Raw genomic sequence first — 12573 nt, forward strand, 5'->3', positions numbered from 1 at the left:
TGGGAGTTGCCTCAGCAGGAGCAGCCCTCAGGCCAGGACGGCTTGAGGGTGAGGTCAGAACAAATCATCTTCGTACTCGTCTGGCTCCGCCTCTTGCACTTCCACCGATTCCACCTCGACAACACGGCGGGAAGGACGACGAGGTTTTTCCTCAACGTAGCTCTCACCCTGGTCTTGAGGCAGACGGGGGGGACGACGGCGGGTGACTGTGCCTCGTTCTTCCTGCACATCCTCGGGATAGTCCTCGGCAGCCGAGCGGCGAGAGGGATCCGGCTCATCGTCCTCGGTGTCCCGACGGAAGCGGGTCTCTTGCTCCTCGTAATACTCCTCCGCTGCCGGGCGAGGGCGGGGGCGCACACGGGTATCGCTGGTCAGTTGGGGCCGCGGGCGACGAGCTGGCTCCTCGCTGCGTTCAGGAATGGAGCGGCTGGCGGAGGAGGTGTCGCGAATGCGGGATCCGCTAGGCCGCGTGGAAACGCTGCGCGTCTGGGCATAGCCATCGGGTGGATAGGTGCGGCTAAAGCCCCGGGGCCCCACGACCGGACGCACTCCACCCCCCTGCCGTACCTTTTCGTTCAAGAGGATCCGCAATCGGAAGGTTTCGAAGGCAAACCAGCCAGCTATCACCGCCAGCAGCACCTGGGCAAAAAACAGCAACGGGATGAGCCGCTGACCCTCCAGAAGCAAACTGATGGAATAGATCAGGCCCATCGTGGCGAAAATCACATCCGACTCTGCGGAAGCCTCTCGCTTGATGAACCGAACCGCAAAGATGGCCCCACTGGCAATTGCCACCAGCGCTGCCATCAAAAAATAGGGGCTTTGGGTGAGAAACATGCCAGGGATCCCTAAACTGCTGAAAACAGGAAGGCGTCAGGCCTTACCCATTTCGCAGCCGATCTTAACATCGATCCTCCCAGGGACAACCATCCCGGTTTTAGGGCAGGATCCCTCAAAGGAAGGGGATCGGTGCTAGGATGGCCTGTACATTCCAGTAGGCTTCATGCTGTATCTGGCGCGGGTAGACAAGAAAAGTCTTTTTGGCCAGGCGGAGCTGCAGCTCTTGGCCCAGCAAGCCGAGGGTGGGGTTTGGGCGCCGCTTCGCCAGCCAGAACGGGTTACCTCTAAGGAGGCAGCCTCCTACAACGTGGGGGTATTGCTGCTGGTTGAGCTTGCGGAAAATCGGCAGGTGCAGCGGGTGGAAGAGGCGGCGATGAAGTTGGTGGAGATGTTGCACAGCCTCTCGCAGGCCCGCAGCCTGGCCGACCTGGCGGAGATCGAAAGCTGGCGTCAATCTTTGACCCGGCAAAGTCAAGAGCTGAGCCGTCGCGAAGCGGAGATGGCCGCTCTCCAGGAGCAACTGCAACAGTGGGAGGCTCGGCTGCGCGAGAAGCTATCCTCCTAAACTGGGCTGAGATCAGGCCGTAGCTCGCGGGCACCTCGCAGATAGACGTGGTGCATCTCAGCCTGGGCCAGCGGGGTGTTCAGTTGGATCAAAACGCGGATACAACGGGGCAGAGCGCCGTTGACGTCCATTTGTTGCACGTCCAACAGAGGCACCAACTCCCAGCCGGGGCGGCGGCGGGCAAATTGGGCAGGAAAGGCCGCGTTGAGATCGGGGGTAACGGAGAAAATGACGCTCACCAACTCCGCCGGATTGATGGCGTTGCGATGTTCCAGGGCGTCCAGTAGCTCGTTCACCGCAGCGCCAATGGCCTCGGCAGTGTTTGCCGGAACGGTGATGGCCCCTCGGATTGCTCTGACCCGCCACCCCAATGGCTACACCCTCAAGCGCTTGAGCTCGTCCTGCTTCCAGAGAATTATACAGACTCGTCCCGACGGGATCCCATCCCGCTGCTGGATCTGGTTACGGGGCGGGCTGTAACAACTTCTCCAGGATCTGGTCGTGGCTGAGGCCGGAGTCCACCCAGGCCTCTCCTTCCTTGAGGCGGGCGGCAGCGGTCAAGATAAACAAGTTGCTCTTCGCTCCCAAAGCCTCGCTGGTGGTTTGCACACAGCCCAGATCCTGGCCGGTCAGCTGGCTAAACCAGGTGGCCAACAGCCCTGCCTCCAAAAAGCCCATCGGGCGCTTGAAGTGGGGGGGTGTGGCAGCGGCAAAGGGAGAGTTGCGGATCGACACCACCAGCACCCCCTGATTTTTGTAGGTCCAGTCGATGTCGATCAGCCCCCAGCCGTGGGTCTTCCAGGCTTGTTTGAGATTTTGTAAAAAGAGCCCCATCTCCAGCTCGGACAAAGGCTTCTGGTAGTAGTCGGAGAGCTCCTGGGCAAAGCGGCGGAAAAACTCTTTGCCCCACATACGGCCACAGTTGCGCAATACCAGGCGGGCGGCCTGCCCTGTCTCGTATTCCAAGCCGGTGTAGATGCCTCGTAGCAATGCTTCTGGAAGGGCCAAGAGCCGGTCGCCGTGGCGACTTTCCAGCAAACCGGACTCCAGATCGCCTTGCAGATAGGCGCTGGGCGCGTAATAGTTGGCCAAAACAGGCGTGTAGGGGTCAAAGTCGGCGAGGCTGCTGGGGATGGGGGGGGTGCTGGCCATAGGGGATCCCTGGGTTATCAGTATCGGTAAGTTACCAAAAGGCGGTGGGGAAGGTTCTAGGCGGATTTGAGGCCGTTTAAAGAGAGCAAAGCTGCCTGCACCTGGGTGATCCAGGGGCGGATGAACTCCAGTTCGCCGGGAGTTAGGTGATCCCTAAGCTCTTGCTGAAAAGTCCGATGGACTACCTCATAAACGCTCTGCAGCTCGTACAGGCGCACCTCCTCTTCCATCCACTCGATCAGCCGCTCCTTCAAGAGGTTTTCGTCCTGCAGCAACATGGCCAGGGCGCTCTGACGCAGCAACAGGAGCAGGTGCCGCCGGCACAGGTTTACCGTTTGCGGAGAAAGATTGGGCATCTCCTTTTGAAGGGTGTCTAGGGTGCGGCTCACCATCTGGCTCTCCCCTTCCCGTACGACCCGGTACACGTGCAGCCGCTTTGGCCAGCCGAGCACATAGGCTTTGAGCTGCTCCAGTTGCTCCGGCGTGAGGTAGCGGGCCTCGGCCTCAATTAGCATCTGCTCCAGTGGGCTCACCATCTCACTTCTCCAAAGTGTTGGTGGGTGCTCAGCGGGTGTCGGCGTTCAAAACAGGCTGAATAAATCGGCCAAAGTAATCGGTTCCTCTTCAGGCTGGGGCGGCAGCGCTGCCGAGAGGGATCCCAAGGAACGGGCCGCCAAAGCCAGGGGATCCCCCGTCCAGGGGATGGAGGCAAAATGCTCTCGCACCCGTACAAAAGGCATGGGCAGCGAGGGGTCTTGCAGAGGGCGGTTATCCCAATTCAGGCGAGCAAAAAAGCTCTGCACCGATTCTTCCAGAAAAACCTCTGCTGTCATGGCTTGGTCACTCCTTGACCGGAGCGCAACTTTTGGGCAATTTCGCTGGCGCTGGCCCCTTCGTTGAGCCAAAAGGCAGCCGCATCGATGCGATCTTTGCTGCCGAGCAAAAACTTACAGTAGCTTTCTCCCATGGAGTAGCACTGGATCTCGATGCAGTTGAGCTGCCGTTCCACCATGGCGCTGAAAAACCCGGCAAATAAGCCAGCGTAGAGATGGCAAACCGGCTTGCCCACATCCCCCAGGGTGCGGGCCACGGCGGAGTCAAAGAGGTTGATAAAAATAAACCCCTGCCGCCGGCTCTCGGTCTCCACCTCCCAGCGCCCCCAGCCTTGCGAGGTCAAGGGCCACCACCAGGTTTCCAAGAGGAACATCAGGTGGCTCTGCTTGGGTTTGCGCCGATACTCTTCCTCAAACCAGTGGGAGAAGTGGATTGCATCGTTGCGGCCCCACTCGCGGCCAATGGTGTACATCAAGGAGGCCGAGGCATCCCCCACTTCTTCTTCCAGGCCCTGTTGCAAACCTAGGATAAAATCCTCGCTTACCAAGACGTTGCGCGCGCCCGTCCAGTCTACTAGGGATCCCTGGGAGCGGTCGAAGCGAAAAAAATCCTCGCGGCTGTAGTGGTTATGCCGCTGGGCGACAGGTTGCAGGGCAAGCTCGATGGGGCCGGTTGACATGGCTAGAGGGGAGGAGGGTAAATTTTTTCACACTTCTTGCTGAATCATAGCCTTTTCGCCGGGGGCTTTGGCCAGAGCTGTCGATAGGTGCGCCAAAGAAACCCTTGCCGCCGGGAAGCCAGCGACGGCCAAGGGCTGCAGGGGTTTGGGTTTAGGAGGGAGGTCTGACTTTGACAAAGGCGATGGCGGAGCGCCACAGCAGCGATTCTTGTCCCTCAGCGTCGGCCAAACAAAGGCAGTCGGGATCCTGCCAGCGCAACTGGCCGACGAAGACATCGCCGGTATTGAGCTTAACCTCAACGATTTCCCGATCCCGGATCACCCGCTGCAGGCGACGCACGCTTGGGATCCCGGTGTTGAACTCGGTCACAGCAGCCCTCTTGGCCAGCGGAAGGACGGCATGTCGGCAAGCGCACTGCTCTCAGTATAGGGGATCCCTGCCGGCCCGCACCCTGACTTGAGGGCCTCTCCCCGGGACGCTCTCACCCTTTGACCCATTTTCTCTACCAGCGGGTACTATGAAGGCGGGGTGGCGCTCGGAGGAGACGGCGACTCTTGTCAGCCCGTCACGTTTTTTAAGCGAATCTACGGGTGTTCTCCCCGAAAAAAGCCAGCACAATGGGGCTGGGGTGATACAAGGGGCGGGTGTTACCCCAGGGGGCCGATCCAAGGTTAGGATCCCTTCCAACCTGCAATTTTGCCGCCGATTCGTCTTCAACCATCCAACCATCATCAGTGCAGGAGAGATCGTCATGGCAGTTGAGAAAGTGAACTCTTCTTCCAGCCTGGCCGAAGTGATCGACCGCATTTTGGACAAAGGGATCGTGGTCGATGCCTGGGTGCGGGTTTCTCTGGTGGGGATCGAGCTGTTGGCCATTGAAGCTCGCGTTGTCGTGGCTTCGGTGGAAACCTACCTGAAATACGCCGAGGCGGTGGGCCTGACGGCTACTGCTGCTGCCCCTGCCGTCTAAGTCTGGCCGTCTTCAGCCACTTGTAAAGAGGCGGCAGCTGCCTCCCGCAGCCGCTATGGCTTGGCAGTCCTGTCGAAGCAGGTGGCTAGTGAGGCAGGGACCAGGGTAGAGTCTCTGCCTCGCTTTGCTCAGTTCTGGCCAACTTTGACCGACCAACAGCCCGGCTATTCCCGCTCCCAGGTGGAGGACTTGTGCGGCCTGCCGGTTTGCATTGCCACGCAAGTGCCGAAGCCAGCTATCTGGGAGAAGGGAAAAAGGCCGTAGTGCCCCTGACCCACACAAAAGGGTAGTCAGCATTATGGCATTGAATTTATTGAGGTAGAGGAGGCGTACAGCTCGCAGGCAAGCTTCCTAGATGGAGATGGGCTACCTAGTTATGGTGAAAAACCCGACGGGTGGAGACCCTCTGGAAAGCGTGTCAAGCGGGGCCTGTACCAAACGGCAAAGGGGTGGTTGGTCAACGCTGAGGCAAATGCTGCCGCCAACCTGCTTAAGAAAGTCAGCAGAACCTTGGGGCTTTGCGTGAAGGAACTGTCTAGAGGCGCTTTGACAACGCCGTTACGGGTTCTTTTGTGGACTGCGTAAGAATCCCCCGCCTTTAGGCGGTGGGAGTGTCAAAGTAAAAACCAACAGGAGAGAGGGAGCGCCATGAGTTTGCGGGAACAGTGGGCCATGGCCCACAACCAACGGGTGGCCCAGAATCAAAGTTTGTTCAGTCAATCCCGGCAGCAGCGTCTGGAGCAGCACCGAGCTCTGATAGCCGAGCTGGAGCAACGCCGCCGGGAACGACAAGAGGCAATCCGGCAACAGAGGGAGCAAACCCGTAGGCAACTGAAGAGCTTCAACCAGAGCCGGGCGGCGCAGCGGGCCTTGGACGAGCATTCTCGCATGGAGGCTGTGGCCCAGCGGGTCAAAGCGGTGGCGGAGCTTCTCTCCCGCATGGCTCAAGAGCGAGCCGCCCAATCGCAGGCCCAGCAGCAGGAGCTGCAGACTTTTCAAGCCAACTTGACAGCGACGGTGGGGAGATTGCTGAGCACCTGTGCACAGGCCCGGCAGACCATGGCCGGCCAAACTCGACAAGCTCGCCAGTCTTTTTATGCTGAGTTGCGGCAGCGGGTACAGGCTTTGCAGCAGCTCGCGCGGCAGGAGCTGGCTCAGGTCGCTCAGGATCAGCGGGCAGAGGCCCAGGCTCTGCGGCAAGCTTTGGCGGCTTTCCGCAGGGCGTTGCACGAGCAGGTCTGGGGGAATGGGATCCCAGAGGCCCAACCCATCATCCCTTCTGAGGGCTTGGAAGGTGAAAAGTCTGAGAGCTCGGCCAATGCCTCGAAAACGGTTTCGGCTGAGGTTTCCCTGCCAAAGCCTGTGGTTGCGGTCTCAGAAGAGGCGGCTCCTCCTCCCCCTCAGCCTGTGGTGACTCCGCCACCACCTGAACCTGCTCCAGTTCGGCCCGCGCCCCCGCAGGAGGCAAGTTCGGATCGCATCATGGCCTACGTCAACAACTATGTAACCAACCTGCAAGCGCAGGCTCCCGATCTAACTTTGCTGCAGGTGATCGGGGATCGGGAGCGGGTGCGGGATCTGCTGGCCCGCGGTGCGGTGGATCTGGGGGTGGATCCCTCCGAGATCCTGGCCACCTTGCGGCGTATGGTGTCAGCGACGGTTGCCATCTGATCCCGGCCTAACACCTGTGAGCGCAAGAAGACCGTTGCCGCTATAGTCGAGGCAAGAGCGTCAAGGCAATTGAGAGTTGGGTATTGCTATGGCCACGGTTCTGCAGGCGCGTCCCCGCCAGTTCGTAAACACTCCTTACATCGAGCGGATTACCCGCCGCGCTTTGCGCTATCTGCAATCGGGTTTTGCGGTGCATCTGCGGGGCCCTTCGGGCACGGGCAAGACTACCCTGGCGATGCATCTGGCTAGCCTGCTGGGCCGTCCCATCATGCTGATCTACGGCGACGATCGCTTCGATTCTTCCGACCTGATCGGGGGGCGCACCGGCTTTACCCATCGGCGGGTGGTGGACAACTTTATCCACTCGGTGGTGAAGACGGAGGAGGATGTGCAGCAGCGCTGGGTGGATGCCCGCCTCACCTTGGCCTGCCGCGAGGGGTTCACCCTCATCTACGACGAGTTCAACCGCTCCCGCCCGGAGGCCAACAACGCCCTCCTGAGCGCTTTGGAAGAGAGGCTGCTGGTGTTGCCGCCGGACAGCAACCGCTCGGAGTATCTGCGGGTGCATCCCCAGTTCCGGGCCATCTTCACCTCCAACCCAGAGGAATACACCGGAGTTCACAAGGCCCAGGATGCGCTGCTGGATCGGATGATCACCATCGATATCGGCGAGCCGGATATCGAGACCGAAAAGGAGATCCTCACCGCGCGCATCGGTCTCTCTGCCCCTGATGCGCTCAAGATCGTCCACATCGTCCGCGCTTTTCGCCGCAAATTGGATCTGACCCGCCACCCCAGCCTGCGCAGTTGTCTGATGATCGGACGCATTGTCAAGGAGCACGAGCTGGCGGTGAGCAAGGACAATGCCGATTTTCGCGCTCTGTGCGCCGACGTGCTGTTGCCCAGGGCCGGCAAGCGCTACGAGGAAGGAGCCCAGGTGCTCAACTATTTGCTGGATCAACTGCCCGGCTGATATTTGTATGCTTTCGCACACTTTGGAGGGAAATTCTCTGTGCCTATTACCTCTCAACCCCTGGCCACGGCAACGCATGGCTCCTCTCTGGCCGATGTCTTGGAGCGGGTTTTGGACAAGGGGATTGTCATCGCCGGGGATATCACCGTTTCGGTGGGCAATGTGGAGCTGCTCAATGTGCGCATTCGGCTGCTGATCGCTTCGGTGGACAAGGCCAAGGAGATTGGGATCAACTGGTGGGAATCGGATCCCTATCTCAGCAGCCAAGCCCGCGAGCTGCTGGAAACCAACCGCCAGTTACTGCAGCGGGTCAGCGAGCTGGAAAAGCAACTGGCCCAAGGCCTGCCCAAGGGAGGAAATGGTAAGGACTAACGCGCTGCCCCGCCAGCGGGGCCAGGGATCCCGGGCTAGACTCGCAGGTGGGGTGGTTTGATTGGGGTGAGGCGCATGGCGGTCGGGATCGACCTTGAGCAGAAAAACAGGTGCCAGCTAAGGGGGGTAGCCTGGGCGGTGGGGGTGGCGCTGCTGCTGGCGATCCCCAGCCTGGCTTGGGGGCAAAACCCGCGTGCCCTCAGCATCAGCGCCGATGTCCAGGAGGCCAATGCCAACACGGGGGTGTTTGTAGCCACCGGCAATGTCACCCTCAGCTTTCCCGCCGAGCGCCTCACGGCCCGCGCCCAGAGAGCGGTGTACTACAGCCGGGAGCAGCGGATCGAGCTGGAGGGCCAGGTCACCATCCGCCAAGGGGAAAATCAGTTGCAAGCAGAAAAAGTCATCTATCACATCGAAAAAGGCACCATCCAGGCCGTGCCAGCAGCAGGAGGCCAGGTGGAGTCCGTTTATGTGCTACCAGAACCCACTGCGAGCCCCTAGCTAAGGCTTAGATCCAGATCCTGCTGAGAGAAGTGCTCCTTCGCTGTCTGCTTCTGGAAGAAACGCCCACGAAAGGATTCGAACCTCCGACCCCTGGGACCGGAACCCAGTGCTCTAGTCCGCTGAGCTACGTGGGCAGTACGTGGACTCTATCCTACCCTCCAATTTCGCCTGCCTGCAAGTCTCGCAGGGGGGCAAAGCTACGGCGGTGCTGGGGGCTTGGCCCCAAGCGCTGCAGCGCCAGTCGGTGCTCCTGCGTGCCATAGCCGACGTTGGTGCGCCAGCCGTAGCCGGGGTACTGGTGATCCCAGCTCTGCATCAGGGTATCCCGCCAGACTTTGGCCACGATGGAAGCGGCGGCGATGGAGAGGCTAAGCTGATCCCCTTTGACCAGGGCCGTCTGCCGGGATCCCAGCTCTGCCAACGGCAACCCATCCAGCAGGATGTGCTCCACTTCCCCCACCTGCGCCAGAGCTCGTTGCATGGCCAGCAGCGTGGCCTGGCGAATGTTGAGCTGGTCGATCTCGGCGGCAGAGGCGCTGCCAATGCCTACGGCCAGGGCTACTTGGGCAATCCGCTCCGCCCAGTGGGCGCGCTGCGGCGGGCGCAGTTGTTTGCAGTCTCTCACCCCTGACAGCGCCTCCGGATCCAGATGGGCCGGCAAAATCACCGCCGCCGCCACCACCGGCCCCGCCAGGGCCCCCCGCCCCACCTCATCCACGCCTGCCACCCGCCGCATCCCCTGTTGCCACAGGGATCCCTCCCACTTCAGGCTGGGCTGCACCACCTTGTCCACACCCCCAACTCCGGAGCCAACCATCCTCTTGACCGAGCCAACCGACCAACGGCGAGGTTTGCTCCCGGGCTCAGCGGGCCGGCTAGCTGCTGCGGGAGCGCCGTCGTCTGGAGGCCGCCGGAGATTGCTGAGACGGGTCGATGACTACCTCCTGGGGCGTCACCGTTGCCGGCGGCTCCGCCATCGATGATACAGGCGGAGGAGTTTGCGGCTCGGAGGGTGCTGGCGGGGGAAGAGTATTTACCGGCTCCTGCTCCGGCAAAGCTGCGGCTTCAGGGGCAACCGTCTCCGCCGTGCCGTTGGCAGAAGTTGCACCGGCCTCCGCCTCTTCCGGGCTGGCCATCTTTACAGTGCCCGGCAGGGCCACCATAACCACCGTGTCGCGGCCCGAGGGCGGTGGCTGATCCAGAAGCAACAGCGGCGACAGCCCTAACTCTGAGTAGACCCGCTGTTGCAAGGGGGTCATCTCCACAGTAATGGCTTGCCGGGCTGGACGGCTTTCTGAGGACTCCACCCCACCGGCGCGAGCGGATCGCCCCGCGGTAGGCTGGTCTCTGTGGGAGCCCTGCTCTTCCCCATCTTCTCCCCGGCTGGGACGCCGGGATTCTTTGCGCTTCTGCTCCGCCCCGCCCCCTGCCGGCTGCAAGAGATCTTCCCCAGGCACCTCCAGACTGCCCCCTTCTGCCTCTCCGCTCCGGGAAACCGGGCGCTGGCCTACGCGGGGATCCACCCACTCGTCGCGGGAGCGTTTGCGCCCCACCTCAATTCGCGATTCCTCCAGATCCGGTCGCTGTTCTGGGGCAGTACGGGAGCGGCTCAGGGAGACACGGCCTTCGGTTCGCGACACCCCATTGCTCCCCAGCCGCAGGCCCGCCCGCTGCGAGTCGCCCTCCTGGAGCAGGCTTGGGCTGGAACCGTCCTCCCCCTCAGTGGGCAACGTTACCGGCAGGCCACTTTCGACCGTCAACAGCCGTCCTGGCTCAGCTCCTGGCAGGCGGGCCAGGATCCCTAGCCCCTCACAAGTAGGACAAGAGTGGCCGAAGATCTCGTAAAGGCTTTGCCCCTGCCGCTTGCGGGTGAGCTCCACCAGCCCCAATTCCGACAACTGAACCACCTGGGGGCGAGCTTTGTCGCTGGAGAGGGCCTTGTTGAAGTGCTCCAAAACCAGCAACTGGTCGCGGCGGGAATCCATGTCGATGAAATCCACCACGATCACGCCGGCAATGTTGCGCAGCCTCAGTTGACGGGCAATCTCGGTAGCCGCCTCACAGTTGGTCCACAGCACTGTCTCGCGAGAGGTGGCCGATTGGGTGAAAGAGCCAGAGTTGACATCGATCACCGTCAGGGCTTCGGTGGGCTCAATGACGATGTAGCCGCCGGAGGGGAGATCCACCCGGGGTCGCAGCGCCTGCCGGATGACTGCATTGACCCGGAAATACTCCAGGATGGGGGTGGGTTCGCGGTGGGCATCGACCACAACACCGGGCGGCATCTGGCCCTTGTTCCAACCTTGCAAATAGCTACGCACCCGCTTCGCCCCTGCCGGCGAGTCGGTAACGATGCGGTTGACGTCCTCCGAGTAGACATCCCGCAGCACTCGCTGGATAAAATCGTCATCTCGGCTGAGCAGCCCCGGACCCCGTGCCGCCTGATACTGCTGTTGAATATCCTCCCAGAGCTTTTTCAATTGCTCCAGGTCTTCGATCATCGCCTCTTCAGACACCCCCTCGGCCTCGGTGCGCACCAACAGGCCCATCTGGGGGGGTTTGATCAAAATAGCCAGCGACTTGAGGCGATTGCGTTCTTCCCGATCCTCGATGCGGCGGGACAGATGAACCCCTTTGCCGTAGGGTCGCAGCACCAAGTACCGCCCTGGAAAGGCCAGATCGCCGGTGAGGCGTGGCCCTTTGTTGCCGGTGGGCTCCTTCATAACCTGCACCAGCACCTTTTGCTGTGGCAGAACCAGCTCCGAGATGGAGGCATGGTTGCGCTTGAGGCGTAGCGGGCCTAGGTCGCTGACGTGAATAAACCCGTTGCGTTCGCCGGAGCCAATGTTGACAAAGGCAGCGTCGATGCTGGGCAGGACGTTCTCGACGATCCCGACGTAGACGTCTCCCACCTGGTAGGTGCCACTGGCAACGATCAGCTCTTGGACTTGGTCTTCGGCAAAAACAGCAGCGACGCGGTGTTGCTCATCAATTACAATCTGCCTGGGCATTAACGTTCCTCCCCGCCCCCAGGGCCTGCGGTTGTGGATTGAACCCTCCTTGCGGCGAGGCGCTGTCCTTTTGGCGGGATCCGCTCAAGTTTTTTTAGCCAGAATCGATTCATCATGAGGCTGTCCATTACCCTAAGCTCTGCTTTGACGGAGGATGACCGATTTGCTGGGCTTCCACTCCACCATTGATGAGGTGAGTCCAAGCTCATCGGATCCTTAGGATTGGGTGGGATTTGCATGGGGATTGATGGATAGGCTCAGGAGGCAAGATGACACCCCTCCGCCTCAGACATCCCAGAAGAGATTAGACGATGGTTCGTGGCAGAACCCCAATCGTGCCAGCCTAGATCCACAGAAAGACAGGGTTTGCACGCGGAAAGAAACACCTTCTCAGGAGAAAAAATATAGTGCTAGAGCCAGGCCACAGGGGCACACCTCTCTGTACCGCCTATCGACTGGGCCCTGTTGCGCCCGTTACCTGCCCTGGGTACTGAGTTAGGGTTGACACTCCCTCCGCCTGAAAGCGGGGGATTCTTACGCAGTCCACAGACGAACTCGTAAAGGCGTTGTCAAGCCGCCTCTGGACAGTTCCTTGGGGCAAAGTTCCAAGGTTCTGCTTACCTTTTCTGATCAGGTTGGTTGAGACGTTGACATCTCCTCGGCGCTTGCCACCGGTCGGGTTTTTCACCGTGATTAGGTGCTCGCCTGGAAACGGTACGCCTCATCAACAAGTATACTAACTCCCTGAGCACCATTGGCGAGCAACCGAAGTTGCTTGCGGGCTTTTCCGCACCGTACTAACTAAAGTACAGGGCCGCCAAGCTATCCTTCTGGGTCTCCATTTCAGAATCCGATCAAACTGTTGCCTGCTGCCTGCCCTGCCTTTGGCCAAGTTGATCCCGGCAAGCTCCGCAGCGGCAGAAGCCAGCAATAGACAACATAGCGCCTGTCGGATCCCCCCCTCCAGACAGGGGCAGAGCCCAGCCTTGGTCTCCTTTTTG

The 12573-nt window shown here is 60.6% G+C and carries 15 protein-coding genes and 1 tRNA gene; 6 read left to right on the plus strand and 10 right to left on the minus strand.

Going from position 1 to position 12573, the window contains the following annotated elements:
- Nucleotides 1–54: 54 nt before the first annotated feature.
- On the minus strand, nt 55–837 hold the full coding sequence (locus tag NW855_RS07585) for a Ycf66 family protein (protein ID WP_099812336.1): 783 nt from the start codon (nt 835–837) through the stop codon (nt 55–57).
- Between the two features lie 166 nt (nt 838–1003).
- On the opposite strand from NW855_RS07585, the gene NW855_RS07590 reads away from it, so the two are divergent.
- On the plus strand, nt 1004–1405 hold the full coding sequence (locus NW855_RS07590; protein WP_011429724.1) for a hypothetical protein: 402 nt from the start codon (nt 1004–1006) through the stop codon (nt 1403–1405).
- On the opposite strand, the gene aroH is transcribed toward NW855_RS07590, so the two are convergent.
- The 6 genes from aroH to NW855_RS07620 form a co-directional block, all read right to left on the minus strand.
- On the minus strand, nt 1402–1776 hold the full coding sequence (gene aroH / locus NW855_RS07595; RefSeq protein ID WP_011429723.1) for a chorismate mutase: 375 nt from the start codon (nt 1774–1776) through the stop codon (nt 1402–1404). The genes NW855_RS07590 and aroH overlap by 4 nt on opposite strands.
- A gap of 91 nt (nt 1777–1867) precedes the next feature.
- Nucleotides 1868–2557, minus strand: coding sequence for a V4R domain-containing protein (locus NW855_RS07600; RefSeq protein ID WP_011429722.1), 690 nt, complete (start codon nt 2555–2557; stop codon nt 1868–1870).
- 56 nt (nt 2558–2613) lie between these two features.
- Entirely contained in the window at nt 2614–3093 is a 480-nt protein-coding gene (locus NW855_RS07605; RefSeq protein WP_011429721.1) for a hypothetical protein, read from the minus strand.
- A gap of 45 nt (nt 3094–3138) precedes the next feature.
- Nucleotides 3139–3390 carry a hypothetical protein gene (locus tag NW855_RS07610; RefSeq protein WP_011429720.1) on the minus strand — a complete coding sequence of 84 codons (252 nt, stop codon included), beginning with the start codon at nt 3388–3390 and terminating at the stop codon, nt 3139–3141.
- Nucleotides 3387–4070 carry a V4R domain-containing protein gene (locus tag NW855_RS07615; protein WP_011429719.1) on the minus strand — a complete coding sequence of 228 codons (684 nt, stop codon included), beginning with the start codon at nt 4068–4070 and terminating at the stop codon, nt 3387–3389. Before NW855_RS07615 ends, NW855_RS07610 begins: the two co-directional genes overlap by 4 nt.
- Nucleotides 4071–4221: 151 nt before the next feature.
- A complete protein-coding gene (locus NW855_RS07620; RefSeq protein ID WP_011429718.1) occupies nt 4222–4440 on the minus strand; it encodes an Hfq-related RNA-binding protein in 219 nt (72 codons plus the stop codon).
- Nucleotides 4441–4822: 382 nt separating this feature from the next.
- Between NW855_RS07620 and gvpA the strand changes: the two genes are divergently transcribed.
- The 5 genes from gvpA to NW855_RS07645 all read left to right on the plus strand — a co-directional run bounded on the left by gvpA (nt 4823) and on the right by NW855_RS07645 (nt 8558).
- Nucleotides 4823–5041, plus strand: a complete 219-nt coding sequence (gene gvpA, locus NW855_RS07625) for a gas vesicle structural protein GvpA (RefSeq protein ID WP_011429717.1) — start codon at nt 4823–4825, stop codon at nt 5039–5041.
- A 648-nt stretch (nt 5042–5689) separates the two neighbouring features.
- Nucleotides 5690–6712 carry a gas vesicle protein GvpC gene (gene gvpC / locus NW855_RS07630; protein ID WP_099812338.1) on the plus strand — a complete coding sequence of 341 codons (1023 nt, stop codon included), beginning with the start codon at nt 5690–5692 and terminating at the stop codon, nt 6710–6712.
- An 88-nt stretch (nt 6713–6800) separates the two neighbouring features.
- Nucleotides 6801–7685 (plus strand): gas vesicle protein GvpN, encoded by an 885-nt coding sequence (gene gvpN, locus NW855_RS07635; protein WP_011429714.1) that lies wholly within the window; start codon nt 6801–6803, stop codon nt 7683–7685.
- Between the two features lie 39 nt (nt 7686–7724).
- Nucleotides 7725–8057, plus strand: coding sequence for a gas vesicle protein (locus NW855_RS07640; RefSeq protein ID WP_011429713.1), 333 nt, complete (start codon nt 7725–7727; stop codon nt 8055–8057).
- 75 nt (nt 8058–8132) lie between these two features.
- Nucleotides 8133–8558 carry an LptA/OstA family protein gene (locus NW855_RS07645; protein ID WP_011429712.1) on the plus strand — a complete coding sequence of 142 codons (426 nt, stop codon included), beginning with the start codon at nt 8133–8135 and terminating at the stop codon, nt 8556–8558.
- A gap of 63 nt (nt 8559–8621) precedes the next feature.
- On the opposite strand, the gene NW855_RS07650 is transcribed toward NW855_RS07645, so the two are convergent.
- From NW855_RS07650 to NW855_RS07660, 3 genes are all read right to left on the minus strand, one after another.
- A tRNA-Arg gene (locus tag NW855_RS07650) sits at nt 8622–8695 on the minus strand.
- A gap of 17 nt (nt 8696–8712) precedes the next feature.
- Complete coding sequence (locus NW855_RS07655) at nt 8713–9378, minus strand: ribonuclease HII (protein ID WP_011429711.1); 666 nt, start codon at nt 9376–9378, stop codon at nt 8713–8715.
- A gap of 58 nt (nt 9379–9436) precedes the next feature.
- Nucleotides 9437–11572, minus strand: a complete 2136-nt coding sequence (locus tag NW855_RS07660) for an Rne/Rng family ribonuclease (RefSeq protein WP_414388410.1) — start codon at nt 11570–11572, stop codon at nt 9437–9439.
- Nucleotides 11573–12573: the final 1001 nt, after the last annotated feature.

It is taken from the genome of Synechococcus sp. RC10B2 (genome assembly GCF_047502635.1).